The organism is Pseudoalteromonas phenolica, assembly GCF_005886345.1.
Classification (GTDB): Bacteria; Pseudomonadota; Gammaproteobacteria; order Enterobacterales; family Alteromonadaceae; genus Pseudoalteromonas; species Pseudoalteromonas phenolica_A.
Genome location: NZ_PNEC01000064.1, coordinates 39,059 through 66,041, shown reverse-complemented (window position 1 = coordinate 66,041; position 26,983 = coordinate 39,059). Strand labels below are relative to the sequence as shown.

The window sequence follows — 26,983 nt, the reverse complement described above, 5'->3', positions numbered from 1 at the left end:
CTCACCTACTCTATTATGTCGCCACGAAGTAAATACTTACATACCGCAACTGTACTCACAAATCCAAGCATTGCAATTAACAATGCAGCCTCAAAGTAAAGCTCCGTACCCATGTTTAAACCATATAAAATAATCAAAGCAATACTGTTAATAAACATGGTATCTAGAGCCAAAATACGATCTGGTATCGATGGCCCTTTGACTAATCGCCATAGGTTTAGTAACAAAGACACCCCGATCATCGCGAAGACAATTAATATGACATTTTCTAGCATTCAAAGATCTCCTTAAGGGGCGCTTCGTAACGTTGTTTAATGGTATTTATCAACTCTTGCTCATCTTTTAAATTAAGTACATGAATGAGCAAGTAGCGCTGTTCTGGTTCTTCATCTTCTGCTAATGACTCTTTCCAAGGGTATACTTCTGCACTCACTGTACCAGGCGTTAGAGAAACTGTGCTCGCCAATATAGTGATTGGCATTGCTTGATCTAAATCTAATGGGACTTTTACAAAGCCTGGTTGTAATTTTTTGCTTGGTCCTAGAATTAATAGTGCTACCTGAATATTTGCGGTAATGATGTCATATAAAACTAAAAAAAAGTGTTTCAGCGCTTTCCAAGGATGCAATATTAACGGCTGTTTTGTTCTAAATGGATTGGTTGCTAAAGGGATAACAACGGCCAAAATTGCACCTAAAATCAGATGCCCTGCTGACACACTATTATTTAATAACAACCATACGCTGAATAATAATAAACTTCTGAATGGAGTGGGTAGCCATTTAAACCGTGCTTCTGTACGCATTATTTAGCCTCCCCTAATACCACTGAAGTATTTGCTGAAAAATCATGCAATTGTTTTGCAGCCTCAATCGCATAGTTTGACATATCACCTGCAAACACTACCAATAATGGCGCGCCCATTAGCACAATGAATACAGCTGCTATTTGAAATTTGTGAGCTTTTACAGGCTCTGCATTATCTTGAGTTTTATTTTGATGATGCCAAAACACTGTGCTGCCCGCTTTCGAAATACCAACTAGCAAAGCCAGACTCGCTAATAAATAAAGCCCCCAAAAGAATGCACCATAATCACTTTCAAATGTTGCACGCAATAACCAAACCTTACCAATAAAACCTGATAATGGCGGCATACCTATTACCGTTATCGCTGCGATGGCAAATGCACCACCAAGCAAAATAGGCTGTGTTACAGGACGACCAATCGTCACTCTATCGGCTACTTTTCCTCGTTGACGGCCGATAAGGTCTGCCAGTAAAAATAAAGCGGCTGTGACTAGCGTAGAATGAACTAAATAAAAAATTGCCGCAGCACTGGCATCTTCAGTTTGCACTGCAACCAAAGCGACCAAAGTACCAACAGATACAATCACTAAATTTGCAACTAGCTTGCGCAAGTCATGACTAGCTAATACTCCGATAGCTCCCATACAAATGGTTGCTAACGCTAACCACCATAACCAATCTTGAGCCATATGACTTAGCTCTCCGGCTTCATCACCGAAAATTAACGTATACACACGCATCATGGAGTAAACGCCAACTTTAGTCATAATTGCGAATAAAGCCGCAACCACTGGCATTGCAGTCGCATAAGTATTTGGTAACCATAAATGCAGCGGAAGAAGTGCTCCTTTTAACGCAAAAACAACTAATAATAGTAAACCACCTATTTTAGCTAAGAAAACATCATCGCCTTCCAAGTGAGTCACTTTGTTAGCCATATCAGCCATATTTAATGTGCCAAGTACACCGTACAAAATTCCCAAAGCAATTAAGAAAACAGCTGAGCCAACTAAATTCATAATCACATACTGCAAAGCCGCTCGCGTATTATGTTTGTCACCACCGTGCATTAGTAACGAATAAGAGGCAATTAACAACACTTCAAAGAATACGAATAGGTTAAACGCATCCCCAGTTAAAAAAGCGCCATTTACACCAAGTACTAAAAAGTGAAGTAAAGGATGGAAGAAACTGCCCTTTTCATCATCACCTGCACACGCATACAAAGCGCATACTAAACCAAGTAACGAAGTCAAAGAGACAAGCAATGTTGAGAGCGGATCAGCAAATAAAACGATGCCGAAAGGTGCTTGCCAGTCACCAATTGCATAGGTTGTATTACCCATTTCATCGACTTGTAGCAATAGTAATACAGATGCCAGTAAAGTGATAAAACTTAAAGCCACAGAAGAAAAGCGACGAATTTGCTTATTCTTACCGCAAGGTGGCATCAATAGAACAACCCCTGCTAGCATTGGAAGTAATACAGGCAGAGAAGTTAAATGTTGGATCATGCTTTGCCCTTGTTATTATTTGTCGGAACTTGACCATTAACATGGTCGTTACCTAAATCGGCACGCCCTCTAATCGCTAAAATCACCACAAATGCAGTCATTGCAAAGCCAATTACAATTGCCGTTAACACTAAAGCTTGCGGTAAAGGGTCTGCGTAATCTGAGCTGTAGCCAAGAACAGCCGCTTTGTTTAGCGTTAAACGGCCAGACGCAAATAAAAATAAATTCACTGCGTACGACAACATAGTGAGGCCTAATACCACGGGGAAAGTTCGTGAGCGCAAAATTAAAAATACGCCGCACGCAACCAATAAACCTACGCAAGATGCATATAAGATTTCCATTAAATATTTACCTCTTCTTTTGGTGCATTGGCAGTCAACTTACCTAAACTCGCCAATATCATTAGAGTTGCACCAACAACTGTGATGTAAACACCTAAATCAAATACTAACGCACTGGCTAATTCGATTTGCCCTATAACAGGCAGGTCGAAGTAATCAAACCAGGTTTTTAAGAATGGACGACCGAAGAACCAACTACCCACGCCTGTGGCAAGAGCAATTGCAATGCCTGACGCAATGATCTTTCGATAGTTTATAGTTAGGCGTTCTGCGATCCAATTCGAGCCATGTGCAATATATTGCAAAATGAACGCTATTGCTGTCACTAGTCCAGCTATAAAGCCACCACCTGGTAAATTATGCCCACGAAGGAAGATATAGAAAGACACTAACAGCGCAAGGGGTAGTAAGCTCTGCGAGATACTTGCAAGTAACAACGGGTAACGCTCTTTTGCCCATGGACGTCCTTCACTATCAGAACCTGGCATAAATAAAGGTAAGTTCACCAGAAGTTTATAAATACCTAATGCTGCAATACCTAATACAGTAATTTCACCTAAAGTATCGAAGCCTCGGAAATCCACAAGGATGACATTAACAACGTTTGTACCACCGCCGCCGGTTTTAGCATTGGCAATAAAGAAATCTGAAATACTTGAGAATGGACGAGTGATTAATGCATAACAGATACTACCAACGACAATGCCGATGGCTGAAGCGATACCTAAATCACGTAATACACGAACCGAACTTGATGCTTTTGGTGACTTCTGTGGTAAGAAGAACAGCGCTAGCATAAGCAAAATAATCGTTACAACTTCAACCGTTAATTGAGTTAAAGCTAAATCTGGCGCAGAGAAGCGCGTGAAGGCGATAGAGACCATCAAACCAACTACAGATAGCATTAAAAGCGAAATCATGCGCTGTCGGTGCCAAATTACTGTTGCAATGGCTGCTATCATTAATAAACCTGCTCCGATGCCATTGTGCACATCAACCGGTGTCAGAGGGTTATTACCGGCTAATTGCGCCATTTCGAATAAAGGCCAACCTGCAGCAAGTAAAACAATGACAAACATCAGCATTAAATAACGTTGTAAAGATCCGTTTTCAATGGCCGAAATTTTATTTTGACTCCACCTTACCAGTCTAGAAACAGAGCCATCAAACATCTTTTTACCCGTCATAGGTGGCAATGACGCTTGAAATTGGAATAAGTATTTACGCTGAGTGTAAATAAGCACACCACCTGCAACCGCAATAGCACTCATCAATAACGGTAAATTAAAACCGTGCCAAAGTGAAATCTTGTATTCAGGAACTTGACCAGCTAACACTGCATCAGCTGCAGTATAAATAATGTCATGAACCACAAAGTTAGGGAACATCCCCACAATTAAACAGAGAGCGACTAAAATTTCTATTGGAATACGCATATAACGTGGCGGTTCATGAGGTGTTTTTTCTAGATCGATTGGGTCACCATTAAAGAAAACATCATGAATAAATCTTGCTGAATATGCTACAGAGAATGCCGCAGCAATGGTTGCAAGTACAGGCACTAACCAAGACATTGAACCCAATAATTGTTGATGCAAAGTCTCAGCAAAAAACATTTCTTTTGAAAGGAACCCATTTAATAATGGAACACCAGCCATAGAGGCAGCTGCGACCATTGCTAAAGTTGCTGTATAGGGCATAAATCGCCACATACCATTGAGCTTACGCATATCACGTGTGCCCGTTTCATGGTCGATAATACCCGCAGCCATAAACAATGACGCTTTGAATGTTGCATGGTTAATGATATGGAAAATTGCAGCAACGGTTGCCAGCTCGGTATCTAAGCCAAATAACAGCGTAATTAAACCTAAATGGCTGATGGTTGAATATGCAAGCAACCCTTTTAGATCATGCTTAAATAACGCCACATAAGCGGCAAAAATGAGTGTTGCCAAACCCGTCAAGCCAACTAAGATGAACCAAAGTTCAGTACCCGCAAGTGCAGGATAAAAACGTGCGAGTAGGAAAATACCAGCTTTAACCATGGTTGCACTGTGTAAGTAAGCACTTACAGGTGTAGGCGCAGCCATAGCATGGGGTAACCAGAAATGAAATGGAAACTGCGCTGACTTTGTAAATGCACCAAGTAATACTAGCACTAATGTGACTTCGTATAAGTTATGGGCTTGAATAAGCTCTCGACTTGCTAAAATAACATCAATGTCATAACTACCAACAATATGACCTAGCATCAACAAGCCAGCAAGCAAAGCTAAACCACCAGCACCTGTGATAGTAAGCGCCATACGCGCGCCTTTACGTGCCTCAGATTTACTCCACCAATAGCTAATTAATAAGAATGAACTAATGCTGGTCAGCTCCCAGAATAACCAAAGTTGGAGTACATTATTCGCTGTTACAATACCTAGCATCGCCGTCATAAAAAGCATCAGGTAAGCGAATAATTTTGGCATGGAATCTTTTTCACTTAGGTAATAACGGGCATAAAAAATAACTAGCATGCCAATACCTAGAATCATTAAGACAAATAACAGTGAGAGCCCGTCAAGTCGGAATGATAACTCGAGGCCAAGTGCAGGGACCCAATTGACGCTTTCACGAAGTACTTCACCCGCAAAAACATCTGCAGCAGAGTTAATGACCAGTATTAATGCAATCGCAGGCATCACAAGTGTTAAAGCGGTGGTTTGGTTGCGCGTTAACTTACCTGTTAATGATGAAATAATACTGCCAAAAAAGGATAACAGAGGTATCCAAAGCAAAGTCATATAATTAACCTTTTTTATTGTGCTGTCACAGAGACAAACAGTGTAACTAAACACTGATGGTCATGGAAAACTATGCATCTAACTGCGCATTTTCTCCATGCAAAACTGCTACAATTTATACTTTATTAGTGTTTGAGTTGTCTATAGTTTTAGCCCCCAGCTGGTTAAATACTAGACGAAATTAACAAACAATTCAGATTAAATTATAAAATTGGATATAAGTGAGCCGCTTAGTTAATAATTACTTCACCCTTATTTGCCTGCATCTTTTGTTTAAATTGCCAATCTTGGACTATTTTTTTACGCCAAAGCTGCCGATATTGCTCTGTTAAGGGCAGCTCTTGGTACTGCATTTTGCTCCATTGACTTGAGGGTTTAAATGCTTTTAGCCGACCTTTTTCACATGTTTTCGCCGGTGACCAATCAACTGGTGCCGACTGCACTGTGCCAATATATAAATTCGGTGCTTTAAGGCCTGAAGAATTACATAGCCACTTTGCCTTTCTACCATACACAGCGTATTCATCTTCAAAACCGCTAAAATGCATAAGCTCATGAATAAGTACATCAATATCGCTTTGTAAGCTCAGAGTCATTTGTTTATTGTGCACATTTGCCAGGCCACGTTTGGTCATAATTATCTGATAATCAGCATGTGGCAATGATTGATTTAAATTACACAGTGCAAAGCCATTAAAGCCCTCTGTACAATCTAGCGCCGAACCAACATAGAATACTTCACTCATGCAAAAGCTATTTGGGCTTGGCTCCGGCTGTTTATTATATTGAGCACGTAGCTTTTGCAAATGTATGCTGGCTTCTAAGTGATCAGCAAGTAACAAAACTGTATTTTTACACGACTGATGAAAGTTAAGCGCTTTCGGTAATAACCTCACAGGTAAATGTTTAATTTGCTGTTTGTCTATATTTTCTATTATTTTACCAGCTTGCAACTGCAACAAACTATCTAGACGATCGAAGGGCTCAATGTGCTTGGACAACAATGTTAATTCATGCCATTTACCTAACTTTAATAATACTTCAATTAAGCTTTCAAGCTGTTGAGTGGGTAATTTTTTTGGAATCGTCGACCAGTAAGGTAAAGCTTGCTCAAAAGCACCCACATCAATTAGATGTCGTAATAAATAAAAATTAATTTGAGGGTTTTCGAGTACTTTTAGTTGTTTTAGCGTACTAATAGGAAGTTTTGATAGCTCAATTTTAATTAAGTAATAGCTTTGAGGATATTGTGCTAAAAACTCAGACTGAGTGATTAAGTTCTTCAATTTGGGATGATCGGCACTGCTGCCGATCATTAACATCAAAATACTTAGAAAAAAGTAATTAGCCTGCCTTAACACCAGCAAATAGCTCTAATTCTAAACGGGCGTATTTATGCTCTACAAACTCATAAACATTCGTAGCAAGTGCAAGCTTAAAAAAATCAACTGCCACAGCTTGTTTACCACGTGCTTGATACAACTTAGCTAAATAAAAGTAAGCTTCACATAAACGTTCTAAATATTGTTGCTGGCCACCAACACCTTCTGAAATTTGCGCTAAGAATTGTGTTTCTGATACTTGCCCTAAATAGAGCTGTACAAGTTGAGTTGACCACTTGTCAGGATTTAAAGCTTGACTGTTAGCCTGTAATTGTTGATAAGCACTTGCTGGGTCTACATTTGCTTGAGCCAAGTACAACCACAGTACTCTGTATGCATCTGAAGGAGAGCGAGACAAGAACGCTTCAAAGTCTTGACTTGATAACTCAGGTCGGCCACCGTAGTATAATGCAATCCCCCGATTTAAATACGCGTACTGATGTTCCTCATCGAGTTCAAGCACTGCATCAAACATTTCATAAGCCTTACCAAAATCTTGTGCTAAAGTATGATGGATGCCTAAGAAATTATAAACTGAAGCCAGGTCGGGTTTTAATTTTACTGCTCGATTAAAATCGATACGGGCTAATGTTGATAGACCCACACTATCGTATAAACGCCCTCTTCTGAGAAATAATTCGGCTTGTTGCTCAGTACTCATTTCTGACGATTGCAACACCTCTGTGTAGCGCGCAATTTCAATTTCATTTCTATAATTTGGTGCGAGTGGCACACCCAAAGGAACATTCGCAACTGACTTCGCATCTTGTTGCTCTGATGTCGTTTGACAACCTGACAAAGTGATCGCAACCAGTGATGCGACTAGAAATGATTTAAACTTCATTAGTTTCCTTTTTGAGATCAGCGAAAAATTTTCATTACACTATGCTGACAACCTAAATTGCATTAAGTGCCATTAAAACATAAAAAAAGGGGCCTAACAGCCCCTTTTCATTGTTACATGAGAGAAAACAAATTATTCAGCTGGCTTTTCTTGCTCAGCGTCTGCTTTTTTCTCTACCGCTTCTTTGATGCTCAGACGAACACGGCCCTGACGGTCAACTTCAAGTACTTTAACTTTAACTTCTTGACCTACAGTTAGGTGATCAGACACGTTATTTACACGCTCTTCACTGATCTGAGAAATGTGTACTAGACCATCTTTACCAGGTAGTACATTTACGAATGCACCAAAGTCAACGATACGAACAACTTTACCTGTGTAAAGCGTGCCAACTTCAAGCTCAGCCGTTAACGCTTCTACACGTGCAATTGCGTCTTTCGCACTTTGACCATCTGTTGCAGCAATCTTAACTGTACCGTCATCTTCGATTTCGATCGTTGTGCCAGTTTCTTCAGTAAGCTGACGAATTGTTGCACCACCTTTACCGATAACGTCTGCAATCTTCTTCGGTGGAATGTTCATTGTGTAGATACGCGGTGCAAATTCAGACAGCTCTTCTGAAGGTGCCGCAATAGCTTGGTCCATCACACCTAGGATGTGTAAACGTGCCGCTTTTGCTTGCTTAAGTGCGATCTGCATGATTTCTTTTGTGATACCTTCAATCTTGATATCCATTTGAAGTGCAGTAACACCAGCGTTAGTACCAGCTACTTTAAAGTCCATGTCACCTAAGTGATCTTCATCACCTAAGATATCAGAAAGAACAACAAAGTCGTCGCCTTCTTTAACTAAACCCATTGCGATACCCGCAACAGATGCTTTAACTGGTACACCCGCGTTCATAAGCGCAAGTGACGTACCACATACAGAAGCCATTGAAGATGAACCATTTGATTCAGTGATTTCTGATACTACACGAATTGAGTATGGGAACTCTTCAAGTGTAGGAAGAACCGCTGCAACACCACGCTTAGCTAGGTTACCGTGACCAATTTCACGACGCTTAGGCGAACCTACAAAACCAGTTTCACCTACACAGAATGGAGGGAAGTTGTAGTGCAACATGAAATGGTGCTTTTGAGTACCTGTTAGGTCGTCAATTAGCTGTGAATCACGCTCAGTACCTAAAGTTGCAGTTACTAACGCCTGAGTTTCACCACGTGTGAAGATAGCAGAACCGTGTGTACGAGGAAGTACACCCGTCATTACGTCTAGTGCACGAACCATGTCTGGTTCGCGACCATCGATACGTTTTTCACCTGCGATGATACGACCACGAACTGTCTTCTTCTCAAGAGAACCAAACAGCTTACCAACTTCTTGCTCGTCTAAAGACTCATCTTCAGCAAGCTCAGCAGTTAGTTTTTCAACAACTTCTGCTTTAGCAGCAGAAATCGCTTCTTTACGAGCCACTTTATCAGTGATCAGGTAAGCAGCGCCTACTTTCTCTTCTGCGATTGCAGCGATTTTATCAGCAAGTGTTACGTTCTTTTCCGGTGCTGTCCAATCCCAAGCTGGTTTACCCGCTTCTGCTTTGAATTCTTCTACAGCTTTGATGATAGCCTGTGCTTGTTCATGACCATAAACAACTGCACCTAGCATCTCTTCTTCAGTCAGAACTTCAGCTTCTGATTCAACCATTAATACTGCGTTTTCAGTACCTGCAACAACTAGGTCTAGCTTGCTTGATTCAAGCTCAGTCAGTGTTGGGTTAAGTACGTATTGACCATCAGTGTAACCTACACGAACTGCACCTAGTGGACCGTTAAATGGAATACCAGAAATAGCAAGTGCTGCTGACGTACCAATCATCGCAACCATATCTGGCTGGATGTCAGGGTTTACAGATACAACTGTTGCAATAACTTGTACTTCGTTTACGAAACCGTCTGGGAAAAGTGGACGAATTGGACGGTCAATTAGACGTGCGATCAATGTTTCACCGTCGTTTGGACGACCTTCACGCTTTAAGAAGCCACCAGGAATACGACCAGCAGCATACATACGCTCTTGGTAGTTCACTGTTAGTGGGAAGAAGTCTTGACCTGGTGCTGCTTCACGCTTACCAACAACAGATACTAATACTGAAGTGTCACCGATGCTAGCTAGAACCGCACCATCAGCTTGACGTGCAATTGCACCTGTTTCTAGGGTCACGGTATGTTGACCTAGTTGAAATTCTTTAATAATTGCTTGCACAATATTTTCCTTATTTAAAACAAAATAAAACGCCAACAATCACCAATTACAGTCTTAAGCAGACTAAATAAATCCGCTTAAGTACTACAATTGGCTAACGCGTCAGCGTTCACTCGACATAATTGCCAAGTGCGAGTAATTATACTTGTAGAATACCCACAAAAAAAGGGGCGATTAGGCCCCTTTTTTATCATTGGCTAAAAAGCCAACATAAACAAAAAGATTAGCGACGTAGGCCAAGCTCTTTGATTAGTGCAGAATAACGCTCAACACTCTTACCTTTTAGGTAGTCTAGAAGGTTACGACGTTGGCTAACTTTACGTAGAAGACCACGACGTGAGTGGAAATCATGCTTATGGTTAGCGAAGTGGCCTTGTAGCTTGTTGATGTCAGCAGTTAGAAGTGCAACTTGTACTTCTGGTGAACCAGTGTCGCCTTCTGCACGTGCGAATTTTGCTACGATTTCTGCTTTTTCTTGGTTGCTTAGTGACATAATAACTCCAAAATAAATTTAAATTGTGCTTTAGCCGATCACTAATTCAGCCAAAGCGGGAAGCGGCGCGTAGTTTATCAGCATTCACACCTAAACTCTAGTCTTTAATCTTGTTGACTTGAAAGTGCACGTTTTGCTTTGAGTAAGCCTTGATCATTACGCTCACCCACACCGGCAAATTGTCCATTGGCAACAACTTTAATTGGACCGTCTGGCAACTCACCACAACTTACCGTTTGACCGTGGCCAAATGCAATGCCTTGCGCTTCATCAATTTCAATACAAGGTAAATCAACGAGTGCGGTATCCATGGGTAACAGCAATTCGTCAAGATACGTACATGCAGGTAAATCTTCTGCCTTCGCCTGATTAAGCTTTTCTTCAAGTTGCTCTAGTGTCAGCATTTTATCACTTGGATAATGCCCCACTTTCGAACGATGAAGCATAATCACATGTGCACCACAGCCAAGCTTTTCACCTAAGTCGTCAACAATCGTGCGAATATAAGTGCCTTTCGACACATGCACTGTCATTTGAATTTCTTCATTTTCCGCGTCATATTCGTCAAGGGTTAAACTGAACACATTGATCTTGCGACATTTTCGTGGCACTTCGATACCTTGTCTTGCATAAAAATACAAAGGCTTGCCTTCGTATTTCAGCGCTGAGTACATCGAAGGGTACTGATCTGATTCACCTAAAAAGCTAGCTACTTGCTCTTCAAGCATTTCTTGCGTCACTGCAACTGGACGTGTTTCGACTACTTCACCGTCAGAGTCTGAGGTGGTGGTACGCTCGCCGAGCTTAGCTCTAACAACGTACGTTTTATCAGTATCAAGTAAAAACTGGCTGAACTTAGTCGCTTCACCAAAACAAATTGGTAGCATACCTGTTGCAAGTGGGTCTAGTGCCCCTGTGTGACCTGCTTTTTGCGCAAAGTAAATTCCTTTAGCGCGCTGTAATGCTTTATTTGAAGAAATGCCTTCTGGCTTATGAAGAAGTAAAATGCCATCAACCGGGCGACCTTTAGATCGTCTCGCCATGCTAATTACTCTTCACTTTCTTCCTCTGGGCCGCGCTTTGCATTGTCTTCACGGATCACAGAGTCAACTAAGTTAGAAATACGCATACCTTCAAGAAGAGATGTATCAACCACAAATCTCAACTCAGGCATAATGCGAGCGCGAATACGTTTACCTAAAATAGAACGAATATAACCCGTTGCATCATTCAGTATTTGTACGCTCTGTTTAGTTTTATCTTCATCACTGGTATTTAACACAGTCACGAAGATTTTCGCGTATGAAAGGTCTCTTGAAACTTCAACGGCAGAAACCGTCACAAAACCTAAACGCGGATCTTTAATTTCTCTTTGTAAGATCACAGCGATTTCTTTTTGAATTTGCTGTGCAACTCTGTCAGTACGAGAAAATTCTCTCATTATCACCTACTTGTAATTTAAACCATTGATTTTACTAATGGTTTTATTCATATCTCTAATAGACGAATGGGGGCATATAAATGCCCCCATTTTTATAATTCAGTATAGCAGTTGATTAAAGGCTACGCTGGATCTCTACAACCTCGAATACTTCGATTTGGTCGCCTACACGTACATCGTTGTAATTCTTAACACCGATACCACATTCCATACCGTTACGAACTTCATTTACGTCATCTTTGAAGCGACGTAGTGATTCAAGCTCACCTTCATAGATAACAACGTTATCACGAAGTACGCGGATTGGATTGTTACGTTTAACCACACCTTCAGTAACCATACAACCGGCAATTGCGCCAATCTTCGGTGACTTAAACACATCACGAACTTCAGCAAGACCAATGATTTCTTGCTTGAATTCAGGTGCAAGCATACCAGACATTGCTTGTTTAACTTCGTCGATTAAGTGGTAGATTACACTGTAATAACGTAAGTCTAGGCTTTCAGCTTCAATCACTTTACGAGCAGAAGCATCAGCACGTACGTTGAAGCCTACAACAATCGCGTTAGATGCTGCAGCAAGTGTTGCATCAGTTTCAGTGATACCACCAACACCAGTACCAACAATCTTCACTTTAACTTCATCTGTTGATAGTTTCACTAGTGCATCAGAAATCGCTTCAACTGAACCTTGAACGTCCGCTTTCAGTACCACATTAACTTCAGACACATCGCCTTCAGTCATGTTAGAGAACATATTCTCAAGCTTCGCTTTCTGCTGACGGGCAAGTTTAACATCACGGAACTTACCTTGACGATAAAGTGCTACTTCACGCGCTTTACGTTCGTCTTTAACTACAGTTGCTTCATCACCTGCAGCTGGCACACCAGAAAGACCTAAGATCTCTACTGGAATTGAAGGACCTGCTTGCTTGATGTCTTTACCATCTTCGTCTTTCATTGCACGAACTCGGCCGTATTCAAGACCACAAAGTACGATATCACCTTGCTTAAGCGTACCTGACTGAACCAGTACAGAAGCAACAGGACCACGACCTTTATCTAGGCGAGATTCAATGACAACACCTGACGCCATACCATCATGAACAGCTGTTAGTTCAAGAATTTCAGCCTGCATTAGAACCGCTTCAAGTAGCTCATCAACACCTTGACCTGTTTTCGCTGAGATGTGAACGAACTGCACGTCACCGCCCCAATCTTCAGGAATTACATCGTGCTGAGAAAGTTCATTCTTAACACGATCTGGATCAGCTGTTTCTTTATCAATTTTGTTTACAGCAACAATAAGTGGTACTTCAGCCGCTTTCGCGTGCTGTACCGCTTCGATTGTTTGAGGCATTACACCATCATCTGCAGCAACAACTAGGATTACGATATCAGTTGCTTTCGCACCACGAGCACGCATTGAAGTAAACGCTGCGTGACCTGGAGTATCTAAGAAAGTAACCATGCCGTTTTCAGTTTCAACGTGGTAAGCACCGATGTGCTGAGTAATACCACCCGCTTCACCTGATACCACGTTCTTAGAACGAATATAATCAAGTGTTGACGTTTTACCGTGGTCAACGTGACCCATAACAGTTACAACTGGTGCACGAGATTTCAGCTCAGCTGAACCTTCACAACGGTCATTTAATACTTTTTCTTCTAGCTCGTTCTCTTTAACAAGAATAACCTGGTGACCCATTTCTTCAGCAACAACTTGTGCTGTTTCTTGGTCAAGTACTTGGTTAATAGTAACCATTTCACCCATCTTCATCATGGTTTTAACGACTTCAACGCCTTTAACCGCCATGCGAGATGCAAGCTCTGCAACTGTAATTGTTTCACTGATGCGAACTTCTTGTTTTACGTCTGCAACTGGCTTTTGGAAACCATGTTGTAAAGAAGTAGGTGCCTTCAGCTTACCTTTACGACCTCTTGCTGGTGCTTCAGCTTTTGCTGGACCTTTCTTCTTCTTCTTGCGACGTGCACTCTTTTCTTCACGCGCATCTGACTCATCTTCTGCTTCTCGAGCATATGTTGATGTAGTCATGTGGTGATCTGCTGTTTCTTCACGCTTCTTGCGCTCTTCTTCTTCCTTTTTCCAGCGCGCTTCGTTTTCTTCCGCTAGACGACGAGCTTCTTCAGCTTGACGTTTTGCTTCTTCTTCAGCTTTTTTCAAAGCTGCTTCTTCTGCTTCTTTCTGCAATCTTTCAGCCTCTAGACGATCTTTCTCTTGCTGTACTGTATCCACTTGCTTGCTCTGCTGTTCTTTGGCTTTACGCTCAGCATCAGCTTTACGCTTTGCCTCTTCTTTAGCTTTGCGCTCAGCTTCCTCTTTTGCTTTACGCTCTGCTTCTTCTTTCGCCTTTTGTTCAGCTTCTTGCTGAGCTTTCAACTCAGCTTCTTTACGAGCAGCTTCCTCTTGCGCTAAACGCTCTTGCTCTTTTTGCTGTTCAACGGCGCTCTTCTTGACATATGTGCGCTTTTTACGAACTTCAACTTGTACAGATTTCTCTTTACCTGTCGAACCTTTCACGCTTAAAGTGCTTTTGCTTTTACGCTGTAATGTCATACGCTCTGGGCCTTCAGCACCTTTACCACCGTGCTGCTTGCTCAAATGATCAAGTAATTGTGCTTTTTCAGCTTCAGTGACCATATCACCATTGCTTTTGCTGATCCCAGCATCACTTAATTGCTGCAACAGTTTATCAACAGATGTATCAATAGTTTCGGCCAGTTTTTCAATACTTACTTCTGCCATAGTGTGTGTTACCTCCGTTAATAAATTTTATGCGTCTTCACCAAACCAACAGATATTACGTGCAGCCATGATAAGCTCACCCGCTTTTTCTTCTGAAAGTTCAGTAATCTCTACTAATTCGTCAATACCTTGCTCTGCTAAATCTTCAAGTGTTACAACGCCTTTACTTGCCATTACAAATGCAAGGTGACGCTCCAACCCTTCTAGAGCAAGTAAATCTTCCGCAGGCTCTGCGCCCTCAAGACTTTCTTCAGTTTTCAGAGCACTTGTTGTTAGTGCATCTTTTGCACGATTGCGTAGCTCTTCAACTGTATCTTCATCAAGACCATCGATTTCTAAGAACTCAGCCGCAGGCACGTAAGCAACTTCTTCAAGTGAAGAGAAACCTTCGTTGATAAGTAAAGAGGCAAAGTCGTCATCGATATCTAGGTTTTCAGTGAATAAGTTTATCAGTTTATCAGATTCAGCCGCGTTCTTCGCTTCCATATCTTCGACTGTCATCACATTTAGTTCCCAGCCAGTTAACTGACTAGCTAGGCGAATGTTTTGACCGTTACGACCAATTGCTTGCGCAAGGTTGTCAGCTTCTACAGCGATATCCATTGAACGCGAATCTTCATCCATTACAATTGATGCAACTTCTGCTGGTGCCATAGCATTGATAACAAACTGAGCAGGATTGTCATCGTAAAGCACGATATCAACACGCTCGCCACCGAGCTCTGTTGAAACAGCTTGTACACGTGCACCGCGCATACCAACACATGCACCCACAGGGTCAATACGTTTATCGTTTGACTTAACTGCAATTTTAGCACGTGAACCAGGATCACGAGCTGCGCCACGAAGTTCAATCATTTCTTCGCCAATTTCAGGCACTTCGATACGGAATAGTTCCATCAGCATTTCAGGCTTGGAACGCGTTACAAATAACTGCGCGCCACGTGCTTCAGGTTTAACTTCGTATAATAAGCCACGAACACGGTCACCCGGGCGGAAGCTTTCGCGTGGTAACATATCTTCACGGTAAATCACAGCTTCTGCATTGTTACCAAGATCAATCACGATCGCATCACGCGTTGCTTTTTTAACTACACCGGTAACTAATTCACCCTGCTGATCTTTGTAGGCTTCAACTACCAGTGCACGCTCTGCTTCACGTACTTTTTGTACGATTACTTGCTTCGCCATTTGCGTAGTAATACGGTCAAATTTAATTGACTCAATTTGCTCTTCAACAAAATCACCCAGTTCAATGCTGTCGTCATCAAAACGCGCTGCTTCTAAAGTGATTTCAGAAAATGGGTTTTCTAATGAGCCATCTTCTTGCGGGTTAACAACCATCCAACGACGGAAAGTATCGTATTCACCCGTTTTGCGGTCAATTGAAACACGTACTTCAATTTCGCCTTCATGCTTTTTCTTTGTTGCCGTTGCTAAAGCAAATTCTAACGCTTCAAAGATTTTTTCTCTAGGAACCGCTTTTTCATTTGAAACGGCTTCTGCTACTAAAAGTATTTCTTTTGCCATAATAATGCCTCGCTTGCCCTTGTCCTTCGCTCTAATTATTAAAATTTTGCGATGATATTGGCACGTTCAATATTGCTAAGCATGATCATATGATCCTGCCCATCGATTTGGAGTGTGATCATGTCACCTGAAACAGCAACTAAATCACCTTTAAAATTTCTTCTTCCATCTTGAGGAAGCTTAGTACGAACTCTTAATTCTTCACCCTGCGCTTGCTCGTAATGAGCTGCTTTGAAAAGAGGTCTATCAACACCCGGTGAAGATACTTCAAGGTCGTATTCATTTGTAATCGGATCTTCAACATCTAAAATCGCGCTCACTTGGCGACTCACATCAGCACAGTTATCAACCGTGATGCCATTCTCATGATCGATGTAAACACGTAGAGTTGAGTGTCTACCGGCTTGCACAAACTCTAGACCCAATAATTCGAATCCCAATGCTTCAACAGCAGGCTCTAGCATAGCTGTTAATTCTAGCTCGATTTTTGACACAAATATCCTCCATACAAACAAAAAAAGGGCAAAATGCCCAGAGTAATCATGTATCTTTAGCAAGCTTTAGATACAACAACGCCCCGGACCAAGCGGGGCGTCACACTAAATACAAAACTGTGTGGCCTAGGGCCAAGCTTGGTCACGCCAGCGCTAAATAAGAACGCTATAAACGCAAAACGCGCATTACAATGAATGCGCGCTACCAGAGTAAGAAAACATAAAAATTATTTTCTAAAATTGGTTGCGGGAGCCGGATTTGAACCGACGACCTTCGGGTTATGAGCCCGACGAGCTACCAGGCTGCTCCATCCCGCGCCAACGTGCAGCACTACTACTGCAAAAACAGGCTGTATTATAGGGAGTGTTCCATAAATAAGCAACCATAAAGCAAATAAATACTTTAGTAAGTATTCTCACTCTGTAGAACCACTTTTCAATAAATATTAATTCAAAACCCTAAAAGCCATCTATACTCATAATGAAACAGCAAATTACTGCTCAAATCACCTTAATAAGGTGCCGGTTTTACGAATGCAAATGGATGTGCCTACTTATTTATGAGGCACTCACTATGAGTCTATCACCCTATCAATTTCAGTTGTTAACCAGCTCAAGTAGAGATATTTGTAATAACTTTGAGCATTTTTATACTTACTTCAATTTATTAATAAATGAAAAGTTGACAACCTTCACACCTTGCTCTGTCCACTTTAATCATAGAATGCATATATTGTCACTTAATGAACATCTCACATCTCAGCAGAGTATTTGGCTTTTTATAGAGCACAACTCTCTCTACCTTAATGAGCTGTTTCCAGACAAGCATCAAGTTTTTATTTTTCGAGATGTATTTTTAATGGCATTAAGTACAACGCTGAAATCCAAGTTTACTCTCGCTGTAAGAAAGGCATGGCAAAATATTCTTCACGTCTTTACTAATATGGTTTTAGCAAGAGTACATGGTTATAGCAACGTTATTTCTATGCAGCAATACAGAAATAGGTTTCAAGAGTCTAAGTCTTTCAATGGAAAATTACGCCGAGATCCGTAAACTATAGAAAATAGGTTTATTAGGAACATGAATGAAAAAGACACTTACTTTAGCAGCCCTACTGACAGTCTCGTTATTTGGATGTGACGTATTTGAAAGTTCAAAAGCGCAAATTGAACAACAATATTTATCTGAGAATCAAGAATTAAAGGCTGCGATTGACGCTATCAGAGAGCAAGGACTTCAAGCTGTAGCAACCTCAGCTGAAAATGGCTCTGTTGCAGCTTGCGTTGCCAAAAACCTAGATTCAGACCCTATGGGTGCTTTAATTGAGGTTGAAGGGGCTCTTCAGGATAGTGCTGATCTAGCGGGGTTAGTAGAAACTATCAACTCACTTACTGAGCAAGAGTTGAGTTTAGAAACAATTGGTAAATTACTTCAGCACGGTGCTGAAACGGTTGATTATTTAAAAACTTTACTCAGCCAATACGAACTATCAGAGTTACAAACGCAACTTACCCACTTACTCGAACAAGGTCAAAATAAAACTCAGGATGTTGGCCAACACCTTCGTGAACTCATTGAACAGTGTAAATAACTAATTTTAAGGGAGACATTTTGTCTCCCTTAAAATATTCTCCAGCGTCGCTTTTTCGATTTAATCTTGTGGACCCAATTCACTTCTATGGTTGTCACCGCCAACGTATCTCTTTTTTGTTTTGAAATTAACTCATAACTGATACTTTGTGTAGAACCGAAATTTAATGTGTACACAAAGGCTTTGGTGTTTGCCCAGCATTGAAGTATTTTCTTGGAATTGCTTTCTCGTAAACAATAATCGCCTATATCAGGGGCGGTAATAGCAAACTTAACGTCTGTATAACAGGTCCGGCCTTCATTTAGAGCTACGCATTTACTCGGCATTGCATTTAGGATCTCAGTTGGTCCTTCATCTTTCGTTTGCGCATAACTTACTGAAGTCATAAGCAACGAGCAGAGTGAGATCGCTCTAAAATACATATTTCACTCCCATAAAAACAACACGGGCATCACGAGAGTGAACAATTGGGCTCTCAACTATATGTGATGAATACGCAAAGCCGGATGCGCCGGCACTAAATACCCAACTTTGTGCTATTGGATAATCAGCTTGCAATTGCACATAAAAAGAAGAGGTGTTGCCTACAACATATTCAGGTCTGAAAGCTGTGGCTTCATCAGCATCAATACCATAATAATAATCTATAAAAGCAGAAGAATAGTAATTTGCACCTATGTTTAACCAAACATCCCAGTTTCTTAATTCAAAGTTTCTCGTGGTATCTAAGTGAAAAAGCCAACCATCACTTTCACCAAAAGCGTCAAACACAAGTTCGGCAACAGTTTGAAATTTTCCGTGACTTAAGTAATAGGCAAAGCCAAGAGACAAATCTGCTTCTCTTTCTTTGATTCCTTTAAGTTCATGTACTTCTTCGTCTCTATCATAATAGCCATTCTCATTGAAAGGTTGTTGATAACTGCCCATAATGACATCAACCCCCCAATCATTTTCAATGATCAATTGGTAACCTAAATCAGATCCACCATAAAAGTCACCTGAATGAGTATTTAAATAAAAATTTTTGTATTCTATCTTCGCATCTATCAGCAGACCGGGTGCACTAAAATGTGATTCCGCCCCCACCAGCTGAGCCATCGTTGAGTCAACCCAAAATGTTCCTAAGCTAAATTGCCATAGTAATTCATCATCTTCTAGATGTTCATCTGCTTGACTATATGAAGAAAAGAAGCAAAAACAACATAGCAATAGTATGGTTATTTTTTTCATTGTTTTTGTGTTTATAGGTTTTATTGTCATTCTTACTTGCATGATAGCCTAAGCTTAAGGCATCCAACAATATGAATTTGAAGTCATAAAAGCATACTACCTTTCCCAAAATGGGGAAAGTAGTAAATCATCAGAGTTGTAAACAAATACAACTAATATAATTATATAAAGTAGTTTTTTAATATTGCTCGATAGATTTCTTCTACTTTCAACAAATCTGCAATTTCCACTCGTTCATTAACTTGGTGAATAGTAGAGTTGGCTACGCCACATTCTATAACTTGGGTATGTGCGTTTGAAAAAAAGCGACCATCTGATGTACCACCCGCTGTGGTTAATTTAGGATATTGACCTGTCGTCTCATAAATAGACTTTTCAACCAAAGTTAAAAAACAATGGTTATCTTTATGACCTGTATAATAGGGCTCACAAGGTCGCTCCCAATAACAGCTTAAGTTTTGTTGAACAGGCTCAAGTGCTTGTTCAACTGCGTTTATAATTTGTTGGCTATTATACCCGTGGCTATACCTTACATTAAAAGTGACTTCGCAGTTATCAGGAATGATGTTATCGACGCTGTTGTTAACTTGAACCCCTGTTACCTGAAGCCCCGTTTTGGAACCTGCTTCATCTTTATTCCAAATAATGTTGGTCAGACAATTAATCACTTTACCTGCTAAGTGTGCCGCATTAATACTGTTTTCAGGATATGCAACGTGACCTGCTTTACCTTTGACCTGAATTCGACCTGAAAGTGCGCCTCGACGTCCATTCTTAATAGCGTCTCCAGCTAATATATCAGCCGTAGGTTCACCAACTAGACACGCATCTAAGACGATATTTTTCTTTTCTAAATACTCGGCAATTACTTTACAGCCAAATTCAGCCTCACCTTCTTCGTCGGAGGTAATTAGCCAGTAGAGTGAGCCAATCTTACAGCGCTGATCCTCTATTAATTCTTTAGTTGCTGATAACATCGCCGCAATTCCCCCTTTCATATCTGCGGCACCGCGGCCATAGATGAAACCATCGACTATATCTCCAGAAAAAGGCGCAACATGCCAACCTAAAGAAGTTGCGGGAACTACATCAACATGACCAATAAAAGCCATACATGGCCCTTCAGAGAAAGTCCGCTTTGCAATTAGGTTACTCACTCCATGATGATTAACCATTTCAAATTCAAACCCCAGCTTCACAAGCTGCTTTGTCAACCAAGCAAGTGTACCGGCATCATTAGGCGTGATCGATTTGGCTTTTATCAATGTTTGCAGGAAGTTAATCGTATTGTTACAGACTGGCTTTTTAATTGCTGTGCTATACATAATTTTCAAACTAACTAGTCAGAAGTTGTCAATTATTTAAGCGTTAATATGTTGCATTTGTGTGTCACTTTACTGTCAATACAAAGATATAATCACCTAATTCAAAATTCATTTTGGGCAAAAATTTAATCTAAATCAAAGTTTCAAAAATTTCTGAAATAACCTGAATTAAAAATTGATCTAGAACAGTTTTCGTTTTCATGGCTAGCCTATAGTGGCTTCAAGAAAAAATATATATACCTTGCAAAGGCATCAGGAGATGAAAATGAAAAAACTTGGCGCAGCTCTACTTACTACCCTTTTAGTAGCCGCTCCTTTAGCACAAGCTAAATTAAGCGTTAACGTTGGTCTTATTAATGTAAACCCAAGCGATACAGCTTCAGCACTTGATCAAGACAAAGGTGCGGGTTTAGTTGCTGATTCAAATACTCAGCTTGGTATTACATTCGATTATCAATATACAGACAACATTGTATTTGAACTAATTGCAGCTACGCCTTTTTCTCATCACGTAGTTGGTGCTGGTAACTTGACTGGTGTAGGTGACATTACTGACGTTCATTTAGCAAGTGTTAAACATTTACCACCTACATTAGTTGCTCAGTACCACTTTTTAGAGCCGAACGCTAAGTTCCGTCCATTTATTGGCGCAGGTCTTAACTACACGGTTTTCTTCGATGAAGAAGCGAGCTCTACACTTAAAGCTGTTTTAAATACTGACGACGTTAAAGTAGAACTTGATAGCTCTTTTGGTATCGCACTACAAGCTGGATTTAACTATCACTTAAACGAAAAGTGGGGCATTCACACTATGGTATCAAAAATGGATATTAATACTGACGCATCAGTTTATGCAGACAAAACTAAGGTATTAACATCTGATGTAGAACTTGACCCTGTTGTTGCTATGGTAGGTGTTAAGTACAAGTTTTAATACAGAATACAGTTACTTTCTCGATCCCTAAGGCCACGTTTTAGTGGCCTTTTTTATTACTATTTTTCTTTGCTTCTAACATGGCCTTCCAATGAATTATTTCTTCTGAAAGCACTGGTGCTTGACCTTCGAAGTTAGCTGCTTTTAGCATATCTTCGACACTCACAATACCTTGTTTACTTCTAAAAACGCCCCTTACATAAGCGATGGCATGCAAGCCTCTCTCGGTAGTAAATCTTTGCTCTATATAAAAGTATTTATGATCCCACCCGACGAGTTGGGTGCTGACTTTAAACGACTCAAATGGCTTTATATCTCTAATGTATGTAATAGCTGTTGCATTCACAATTGGAAACCAGCGACGTTTCATAACGACACTAAATAAGCCTATTTTTTCTGTCATCCAAGTTCTAGCTAGATCCATAAATGCCAAATATCTCGAGTTTGTTAAATGCATGTTGATATCGCAGTCGCTTGGCATAACTTTGAAATCGATATCACAAATATCTAGTAAACCTTTGTATTGTTTATTCCTTTTTATTTTGAAAAGCAGTAGCAAAAGCCTAAAGTATAAATTCATTTGTGGTCCAACCAGCATGTAAAAATTAAAGTCTACCATAAGCTTACTGACTCTCAATAAATTGTTGCCAAGCATTAGTACCTCCACTAGGCTTAATTTATTAATAACTAAAAAAGGATAGTTATGAAAATCATCAAATTACTCTGCTTATCTGTATTATTTAGTGCTTCAGCAATGGCCAATTTTGATTTTGATGGCAAAGGAACTATTACATACCCAACAGGGCTGAGTAAGGACTTTGCATTTGGCTTTGCTTGGGATAAAACACAAAAGCAATTCAGAATTGGAAACAAACATTATGATATGTCTAGTCTACCTGAGTCATATTCAATTGCTTTAACGCTTAGTAAAGATGAGTCAAAGGTTTGGGCTCAAGAGTTTAATGCAGAATTTATAGAAAGCTTTGAATGGCAACTAGCTGATCAAAAAATAACTTTAAAGAAGAAAAAGTTTAAAGTGCCTGTGCGAGGAAATAATGTACTTTCCTTAAACAACACAGATTATTTCTTAGAAAAAACAATATCAGTATTCAAATTAAGTTTAACGAAGATGGTATCGAAAACATTAAAATTGACGGTGTCACAAAAGACATGGGAGCTAAAAAATAGCTCCCTTTTAAATGGTTAGACTTTAACTGTTTTTCTATTGATGCCATATTCTCTGAGCTTATTAGCAACAGCGGTATGGCTTAACCCTAACCTTTTCGCTAGTTGTCTTGAACTTGGGTATGCTGGATAAAGCTTTCTCAGCAGAGTGGCTTCAAAACGTTTAACTGCATGCTCTAATGTGCCTTCAAAATCCGACTCTAAATAGCCTAATTCATGAGTAAATGTGGGCAATTGCATATGCTCAACCCGCAGTTCATTATCATCAAGTAAAGACACTGCACGATATACCGCATTTTCTAATTGCCTTACATTACCAGGCCAAGGATACTGCTCTAAAAATGACAAACAGTCAGCAGCTAATATTGGTGCTGCTTGCCCATTTTGTTGCGCATACTTTTGAATAAAGTGCTCTGTTAGCGGGCCAATATCGGCTTTTCTATCTCTCAGTGGCGCAATATCAAGCGTAAGTACATTGATGCGATAATATAGGTCTTCTCTGAAGGTCCCCTCTTGCACCATAGCAGGCAAGTCTTTTTGAGTTGCAGCAACTATACGTACATTTACTTTAACTTCGTTTTCATCACCTACTTTTCTAAATGTACCATCTTGTAAAAAGCGCAGTAATTTAGTTTGTAGTTGTGTTGACATCTCACCAACTTCATCCAAGAAAACAGTGCCACCGTCCGCTTGTTCTAATACACCGCGTTTAGGGGCGGCGCTTTCGTCAAAACCGGCATAACCAAAAAGCTCCGATTCTGCAACATCATCCGGTAAAGAGGCGCATGACAAAGCTATAAATGGCTTCATCGAACGGTTCGATGCATAGTGGCAGGCCCTAGCTAACAACTCTTTACCTGTGCCCGTTTCACCTGTAATAAGAATTGGTGCATCTAATTGAGACATTTTACGCGCTTCACGAACGACACGGCGCATAGCTGTACTATTACTATGAATAGTCGCAAAGCTTTCTTGTCCATAACGCCTAAAGGCGCTCACTTGCTGACCAAGGCGGCTTTGTGATTTTATATTAATTACCGCACCGGCAAGAATGTCACCACCCGGCTTCTGAGGTACTGTTATAGGTAATATATCGGCAATATAGTCTTCACCGCCAACTTCTACACGAGTGGTTTGCCCTAAAACCTCTTTGCCCTCTAACCAACGAGTGAAATTAAAGCCTTTGAGCAAATTATTTATGTTTTCACCAAGCACATCATCAAGACTTAAACTTAAATCTTTAGAGGCCGCGTCATTACAGTGACGCACCCACCCTTTAGCATCAATTGATATCACGCCATCTGGTAAGGCACTTAATAAAGTATTTAACTCATTATGTTCACGCTCAGATGGTAAAAACGCAGTTGTGCGAACATCTTCTACACCATCTATTAAACGAATTTCAGGCATGATTTTCTGAAACTGCTCAAACTCGATGGGAGGAAAACTCACATACATCTTACAATTAACCGAATCAACTTCGATACCTTTTAAGTCAACCTGATAATTAACTAATATATTTAATACTTCTTGTGCTATTCCAATACGATCAGCACACAGGATTTCAAGACGCATTTGTTCCTCAAGCAGGGCTAAACATAAAACAGCAAAATGATACTCTAAGAATAGTCTTCATACTACAAAAATGTAAACATTATTGGACATTTATCTATAGTTTTATATCCTATCCATACATAACAAGTTAAATATATGTTTAATATTTGGGGTGGCAATTAATAATTGCATCAAATCGAATAAATAATTTATAATACTAAGGACTGATAAAAGTGAGTGTTTAAATGCCAAACACAAGTGTTCTATTCAAACTAACTAATATCCTAACCGTATGTATATCGGTTTATTTCTTATCTGCCTGCTCGGTGGAAGACCCATATCAAACGGGACCGTCTGAAGGGCAAAAGAAAGAAAGTGAAGAACGAGCATCTGCTAAAAAACAACTTATCCCTTACAAACTAGAAATAAAAAATAACTTAAGCGAGCCGTTGGCAAATATTACTGTCAAAGTTGCAGATCAAGTTTATCAGTCAGATCCGAACGGGGTTATCGCATTAAATACCTTTACCCTTGGTAATTATCCAATTGAAATTGAACATCCTGATTATTATTTTACATCCCTCACCTTAAACATTTCCTCAAACAAAAGTAACGAGGTCATAGAACTTACTCCTAAACTTAACAATGAAGTAAGCGTGATCTTTGCTGGCGATACAATGTTTGGTCGTCGCTTTATGGACCCCAGCATCACCACGATGGGGAACTCAGTACCTAATTTACCAGATGCAATGATAAACCTAGCAAATGCAGCTACAGCATCAATAGAAATAACAAAGGCGGTTGCCCCTCTATTTATACACTCTGACTTTGCATCCGTAAATTTAGAGTCGCCAGTGTTAAATCAACCTATTAGTGTTCATCCCACTAAAGAGTTTTCATTTTTTTCTTTGCCTGAAACACTTGAGGGATTAACTAGTATTGGTGTGGACTATGTCGCATTAGGAAATAACCACGTTTATGATTACCAACTATCAGGCTTAACTGACACTATAAGGTTTGTAGACGAGGCAGGATTCTTACACAGTGGTGCAGGTTTTAACGCGGCATCAGCGTTTGCACCTGTTTATGAAAATGTGAAAGGCACCACCTTAGGGCTTGTTTCTGCGACTTCAATTCGAGGTGGAGACCATGCAATTACTTACATCGCTGATGATATAAAAGGCGGTGCGGCAGACCTTTCCGATTCTAATAAGCTAAAAGCGGCTATAAATGCTAGCGTAGCCAATAGTGATTTCACGGTAGTGCAACTACATGGTGGGGATGAGTACTCGTATGCACAAACAGATTACATAGATAATCGCTTTGCTTTTATTTCAAAGCTTGATGAAAAACCAGATTTAATGGTTGCCCATCACCCTCATGTTGCCCAAGGTTTTGCTGTGTACAACGGCGTTCCGACTTTACTTGGTCTGGGTAATTTTGTGTTTGACCAAAACCGCCTTGAAACAGTTTTGGGGTTAGCAGTCGAAGTGCGTGTAGATAAAACACAAGTTCCTAAAGTTACCTCGGCTAGGGCTTACCCAATTTACATTGATGAGTACAAGCCTCGTTTAATTTCAGGTGATTTAAGTAACCACTTAATTAAACGCGTAGCTGAATTTTCTTCGAATGTAACCGTTATTCCAAAGCAAGGCTATGCAGAAATCATTTTCGATGAACAGTTAGAAGCCAGCAATAAACAGCAACATTCCATCGAACTCCCCGCAGGCGAGCATATAATAGATTTAAGAAATCTGGCACCAAGTCAGAGCTTTTTAACTGAAATAACGAGCAGTGAAGAAGTCAAACAAATAACTTTTGGAAGAGATATCTTAGCTTTTGGTGATTTTGAAGACTGGGATAACGATACCGCTCAATTTGAACTAAACCACTGGGACCACAAAGATGAAGATGTGCAACCCTGCTTAACCGGAGCATATAGAGGTAACCAAGGGCTTTGTATTTCGCGAGATCAGTATGACAACCTTCCTTTAAGAGTGCCGTTTAAACAAACTATAAGAGCTTTTCCACTCACACCTGCTGATAATGTGAGCAAGGTGTTTCATAAGCACACTCTGTATGGTTATGCTAAAGGAATAAATGCTGGTCAACTAGCGCTTGATTTAAAGATTCTTACTTCAGAAGACTCGCTCGTATTTTCTGAACAACGCTTAAACATTTTTCAAGACGGCGATTATGACTGGAAACCTTTTAACATAGACTTTGAATTACCAAGCGATAATAACGTTCTGGGCCCCGAAAAATTGCCTCCACGAGGCATGCGCTTTGCATTTATTCACTCGCCACCAAAAAATGGTAATGCTGAGCTACAATTAGATGATATTGCACTTATTTCTTGGCATGACCCAGTAAAATTGAATAATCGAACTTGGCGAACTGCTCAGCTACATGGAAAGACGTTTTTAAGAGTTTCAACTGACAAGGCTGTTCGATTAAATTTAACTTTCAGTCAATTCTAATTGGCTTTTTAGGAA

24 protein-coding genes and 1 tRNA gene are annotated in these 26,983 nt (G+C 40.3%); 5 read left to right on the top strand and 20 right to left on the bottom strand.

Annotation, left to right across the window (positions count from 1 at the left end; translation table 11 throughout):
* Positions 1 to 5 precede the first annotated feature (5 nt).
* The 15 genes from CWB72_RS19195 to CWB72_RS19125 all read right to left on the bottom strand — a co-directional run bounded on the left by CWB72_RS19195 (position 6) and on the right by CWB72_RS19125 (position 16,986).
* A complete protein-coding gene (locus CWB72_RS19195; protein ID WP_130253944.1) occupies positions 6 to 275 on the bottom strand; it encodes a K+/H+ antiporter subunit F in 270 nt (89 codons plus the stop codon).
* Positions 269 to 805, bottom strand: coding sequence for a Na+/H+ antiporter subunit E (locus CWB72_RS19190; protein WP_138634749.1), 537 nt, complete (start codon positions 803 to 805; stop codon positions 269 to 271). The genes CWB72_RS19195 and CWB72_RS19190 overlap by 7 nt, the downstream gene beginning before the upstream one ends.
* Complete coding sequence (locus tag CWB72_RS19185; RefSeq protein ID WP_130253946.1) at positions 805 to 2,322, bottom strand: monovalent cation/H+ antiporter subunit D; 1,518 nt, start codon at positions 2,320 to 2,322, stop codon at positions 805 to 807. The genes CWB72_RS19190 and CWB72_RS19185 overlap by 1 nt, the downstream gene beginning before the upstream one ends.
* Positions 2,319 to 2,666: a Na+/H+ antiporter subunit C gene (locus tag CWB72_RS19180; protein ID WP_058029285.1), complete on the bottom strand. Its 348-nt coding sequence runs from the start codon at positions 2,664 to 2,666 to the stop codon at positions 2,319 to 2,321. The genes CWB72_RS19185 and CWB72_RS19180 overlap by 4 nt, the downstream gene beginning before the upstream one ends.
* The gene (locus tag CWB72_RS19175; protein ID WP_130253947.1) at positions 2,666 to 5,458 is read right to left on the bottom strand and encodes a monovalent cation/H+ antiporter subunit A; all 2,793 of its coding nucleotides are present in this window, start codon (positions 5,456 to 5,458) and stop codon (positions 2,666 to 2,668) included. The genes CWB72_RS19180 and CWB72_RS19175 overlap by 1 nt, the downstream gene beginning before the upstream one ends.
* A 230-nt stretch (positions 5,459 to 5,688) precedes the next feature.
* The gene (locus CWB72_RS19170) at positions 5,689 to 6,780 is read right to left on the bottom strand and encodes a hypothetical protein (protein ID WP_138634746.1); all 1,092 of its coding nucleotides are present in this window, start codon (positions 6,778 to 6,780) and stop codon (positions 5,689 to 5,691) included.
* A gap of 22 nt (positions 6,781 to 6,802) precedes the next feature.
* A complete protein-coding gene (nlpI, locus tag CWB72_RS19165; protein ID WP_130253949.1) occupies positions 6,803 to 7,684 on the bottom strand; it encodes a lipoprotein NlpI in 882 nt (293 codons plus the stop codon).
* Positions 7,685 to 7,816: 132 nt separating this feature from the next.
* Entirely contained in the window at positions 7,817 to 9,943 is a 2,127-nt protein-coding gene (gene pnp, locus CWB72_RS19160; protein WP_138566441.1) for a polyribonucleotide nucleotidyltransferase, read from the bottom strand.
* 223 nt (positions 9,944 to 10,166) lie between these two features.
* Positions 10,167 to 10,436 carry a 30S ribosomal protein S15 gene (rpsO, locus tag CWB72_RS19155; protein WP_010385052.1) on the bottom strand — a complete coding sequence of 90 codons (270 nt, stop codon included), beginning with the start codon at positions 10,434 to 10,436 and terminating at the stop codon, positions 10,167 to 10,169.
* A 104-nt stretch (positions 10,437 to 10,540) separates the two neighbouring features.
* The gene (gene truB / locus CWB72_RS19150) at positions 10,541 to 11,479 is read right to left on the bottom strand and encodes a tRNA pseudouridine(55) synthase TruB (RefSeq protein ID WP_138634743.1); all 939 of its coding nucleotides are present in this window, start codon (positions 11,477 to 11,479) and stop codon (positions 10,541 to 10,543) included.
* 5 nt (positions 11,480 to 11,484) lie between these two features.
* Positions 11,485 to 11,877, bottom strand: coding sequence for a 30S ribosome-binding factor RbfA (rbfA, locus tag CWB72_RS19145; RefSeq protein WP_058029279.1), 393 nt, complete (start codon positions 11,875 to 11,877; stop codon positions 11,485 to 11,487).
* 115 nt (positions 11,878 to 11,992) lie between these two features.
* The gene (gene infB / locus CWB72_RS19140) at positions 11,993 to 14,644 is read right to left on the bottom strand and encodes a translation initiation factor IF-2 (protein ID WP_130253952.1); all 2,652 of its coding nucleotides are present in this window, start codon (positions 14,642 to 14,644) and stop codon (positions 11,993 to 11,995) included.
* Positions 14,645 to 14,671: 27 nt separating this feature from the next.
* Positions 14,672 to 16,174: a transcription termination factor NusA gene (gene nusA / locus CWB72_RS19135; RefSeq protein ID WP_138566443.1), complete on the bottom strand. Its 1,503-nt coding sequence runs from the start codon at positions 16,172 to 16,174 to the stop codon at positions 14,672 to 14,674.
* Between the two features lie 38 nt (positions 16,175 to 16,212).
* On the bottom strand, positions 16,213 to 16,668 hold the full coding sequence (gene rimP, locus CWB72_RS19130) for a ribosome maturation factor RimP (RefSeq protein ID WP_130253954.1): 456 nt from the start codon (positions 16,666 to 16,668) through the stop codon (positions 16,213 to 16,215).
* Positions 16,669 to 16,909: 241 nt separating this feature from the next.
* Positions 16,910 to 16,986, bottom strand: a tRNA-Met gene (locus tag CWB72_RS19125).
* Positions 16,987 to 17,242: 256 nt separating this feature from the next.
* On the opposite strand from CWB72_RS19125, the gene CWB72_RS19120 reads away from it, so the two are divergent.
* Entirely contained in the window at positions 17,243 to 17,722 is a 480-nt protein-coding gene (locus CWB72_RS19120; RefSeq protein ID WP_138634740.1) for a hypothetical protein, read from the top strand.
* 31 nt (positions 17,723 to 17,753) lie between these two features.
* Positions 17,754 to 18,260 (top strand): hypothetical protein, encoded by a 507-nt coding sequence (locus tag CWB72_RS19115; RefSeq protein WP_138634737.1) that lies wholly within the window; start codon positions 17,754 to 17,756, stop codon positions 18,258 to 18,260.
* 29 nt (positions 18,261 to 18,289) lie between these two features.
* Here the strand turns inward: CWB72_RS19115 and CWB72_RS19110 are convergent, their stop codons facing one another.
* The 3 genes from CWB72_RS19110 to dapE all read right to left on the bottom strand — a co-directional run bounded on the left by CWB72_RS19110 (position 18,290) and on the right by dapE (position 20,815).
* Positions 18,290 to 18,682: a DUF3019 domain-containing protein gene (locus tag CWB72_RS19110; RefSeq protein ID WP_130253957.1), complete on the bottom strand. Its 393-nt coding sequence runs from the start codon at positions 18,680 to 18,682 to the stop codon at positions 18,290 to 18,292.
* Positions 18,672 to 19,520 carry a MipA/OmpV family protein gene (locus tag CWB72_RS19105; protein ID WP_249349013.1) on the bottom strand — a complete coding sequence of 283 codons (849 nt, stop codon included), beginning with the start codon at positions 19,518 to 19,520 and terminating at the stop codon, positions 18,672 to 18,674. The genes CWB72_RS19110 and CWB72_RS19105 overlap by 11 nt, the downstream gene beginning before the upstream one ends.
* 131 nt (positions 19,521 to 19,651) lie before the next feature.
* On the bottom strand, positions 19,652 to 20,815 hold the full coding sequence (gene dapE, locus CWB72_RS19100; protein ID WP_138634734.1) for a succinyl-diaminopimelate desuccinylase: 1,164 nt from the start codon (positions 20,813 to 20,815) through the stop codon (positions 19,652 to 19,654).
* A gap of 265 nt (positions 20,816 to 21,080) precedes the next feature.
* On the opposite strand from dapE, the gene CWB72_RS19095 reads away from it, so the two are divergent.
* Positions 21,081 to 21,749, top strand: a complete 669-nt coding sequence (locus tag CWB72_RS19095) for an OmpW/AlkL family protein (protein ID WP_138634731.1) — start codon at positions 21,081 to 21,083, stop codon at positions 21,747 to 21,749.
* A 40-nt stretch (positions 21,750 to 21,789) separates the two neighbouring features.
* Here the strand turns inward: CWB72_RS19095 and CWB72_RS19090 are convergent, their stop codons facing one another.
* Positions 21,790 to 22,329: an acyl-CoA thioesterase gene (locus CWB72_RS19090; protein WP_138566534.1), complete on the bottom strand. Its 540-nt coding sequence runs from the start codon at positions 22,327 to 22,329 to the stop codon at positions 21,790 to 21,792.
* Between the two features lie 123 nt (positions 22,330 to 22,452).
* Between CWB72_RS19090 and CWB72_RS19085 the strand changes: the two genes are divergently transcribed.
* Entirely contained in the window at positions 22,453 to 22,956 is a 504-nt protein-coding gene (locus CWB72_RS19085) for a hypothetical protein (protein WP_349304029.1), read from the top strand.
* On the opposite strand, the gene tyrR is transcribed toward CWB72_RS19085, so the two are convergent.
* The gene (gene tyrR, locus CWB72_RS19080; protein WP_138566448.1) at positions 22,953 to 24,509 is read right to left on the bottom strand and encodes a transcriptional regulator TyrR; all 1,557 of its coding nucleotides are present in this window, start codon (positions 24,507 to 24,509) and stop codon (positions 22,953 to 22,955) included. The genes CWB72_RS19085 and tyrR overlap by 4 nt on opposite strands.
* A gap of 224 nt (positions 24,510 to 24,733) precedes the next feature.
* Between tyrR and CWB72_RS19075 the strand changes: the two genes are divergently transcribed.
* On the top strand, positions 24,734 to 26,968 hold the full coding sequence (locus CWB72_RS19075) for a CapA family protein (RefSeq protein WP_138634728.1): 2,235 nt from the start codon (positions 24,734 to 24,736) through the stop codon (positions 26,966 to 26,968).
* Positions 26,969 to 26,983: the final 15 nt, after the last annotated feature.

Excerpts from the sequence above, each read along its gene's own strand:
- CWB72_RS19195 (WP_130253944.1), bottom strand. The coding sequence starts at position 275 with ATGCTAGAAAATGTCATATTAATTGTCTTCGCGATGATCGGGGTGTCT.
- CWB72_RS19190 (WP_138634749.1), bottom strand. The coding sequence starts at position 805 with ATGCGTACAGAAGCACGGTTTAAATGGCTACCCACTCCATTCAGAAGT.
- CWB72_RS19185 (WP_130253946.1), bottom strand. The coding sequence starts at position 2,322 with ATGATCCAACATTTAACTTCTCTGCCTGTATTACTTCCAATGCTAGCA.
- CWB72_RS19180 (WP_058029285.1), bottom strand. The coding sequence starts at position 2,666 with ATGGAAATCTTATATGCATCTTGCGTAGGTTTATTGGTTGCGTGCGGC.
- CWB72_RS19175 (WP_130253947.1), bottom strand. The coding sequence starts at position 5,458 with ATGACTTTGCTTTGGATACCTCTGTTATCCTTTTTTGGCAGTATTATT.
- CWB72_RS19170 (WP_138634746.1), bottom strand. The coding sequence starts at position 6,780 with ATGTTAATGATCGGCAGCAGTGCCGATCATCCCAAATTGAAGAACTTA.
- nlpI (WP_130253949.1), bottom strand. The coding sequence starts at position 7,684 with ATGAAGTTTAAATCATTTCTAGTCGCATCACTGGTTGCGATCACTTTG.
- rpsO (WP_010385052.1), bottom strand. The coding sequence starts at position 10,436 with ATGTCACTAAGCAACCAAGAAAAAGCAGAAATCGTAGCAAAATTCGCA.
- truB (WP_138634743.1), bottom strand. The coding sequence starts at position 11,479 with ATGGCGAGACGATCTAAAGGTCGCCCGGTTGATGGCATTTTACTTCTT.
- rbfA (WP_058029279.1), bottom strand. The coding sequence starts at position 11,877 with ATGAGAGAATTTTCTCGTACTGACAGAGTTGCACAGCAAATTCAAAAA.
- infB (WP_130253952.1), bottom strand. The coding sequence starts at position 14,644 with ATGGCAGAAGTAAGTATTGAAAAACTGGCCGAAACTATTGATACATCT.
- nusA (WP_138566443.1), bottom strand. The coding sequence starts at position 16,174 with ATGGCAAAAGAAATACTTTTAGTAGCAGAAGCCGTTTCAAATGAAAAA.
- CWB72_RS19120 (WP_138634740.1), top strand. The coding sequence starts at position 17,243 with ATGAGTCTATCACCCTATCAATTTCAGTTGTTAACCAGCTCAAGTAGA.
- CWB72_RS19115 (WP_138634737.1), top strand. The coding sequence starts at position 17,754 with ATGAAAAAGACACTTACTTTAGCAGCCCTACTGACAGTCTCGTTATTT.
- CWB72_RS19110 (WP_130253957.1), bottom strand. The coding sequence starts at position 18,682 with ATGTATTTTAGAGCGATCTCACTCTGCTCGTTGCTTATGACTTCAGTA.
- CWB72_RS19105 (WP_249349013.1), bottom strand. The coding sequence starts at position 19,520 with ATGACAATAAAACCTATAAACACAAAAACAATGAAAAAAATAACCATA.
- dapE (WP_138634734.1), bottom strand. The coding sequence starts at position 20,815 with ATGTATAGCACAGCAATTAAAAAGCCAGTCTGTAACAATACGATTAAC.
- CWB72_RS19095 (WP_138634731.1), top strand. The coding sequence starts at position 21,081 with ATGAAAAAACTTGGCGCAGCTCTACTTACTACCCTTTTAGTAGCCGCT.
- CWB72_RS19090 (WP_138566534.1), bottom strand. The coding sequence starts at position 22,329 with ATGAATTTATACTTTAGGCTTTTGCTACTGCTTTTCAAAATAAAAAGG.
- CWB72_RS19085 (WP_349304029.1), top strand. The coding sequence starts at position 22,453 with ATGAAAATCATCAAATTACTCTGCTTATCTGTATTATTTAGTGCTTCA.
- tyrR (WP_138566448.1), bottom strand. The coding sequence starts at position 24,509 with ATGCGTCTTGAAATCCTGTGTGCTGATCGTATTGGAATAGCACAAGAA.
- CWB72_RS19075 (WP_138634728.1), top strand. The coding sequence starts at position 24,734 with ATGCCAAACACAAGTGTTCTATTCAAACTAACTAATATCCTAACCGTA.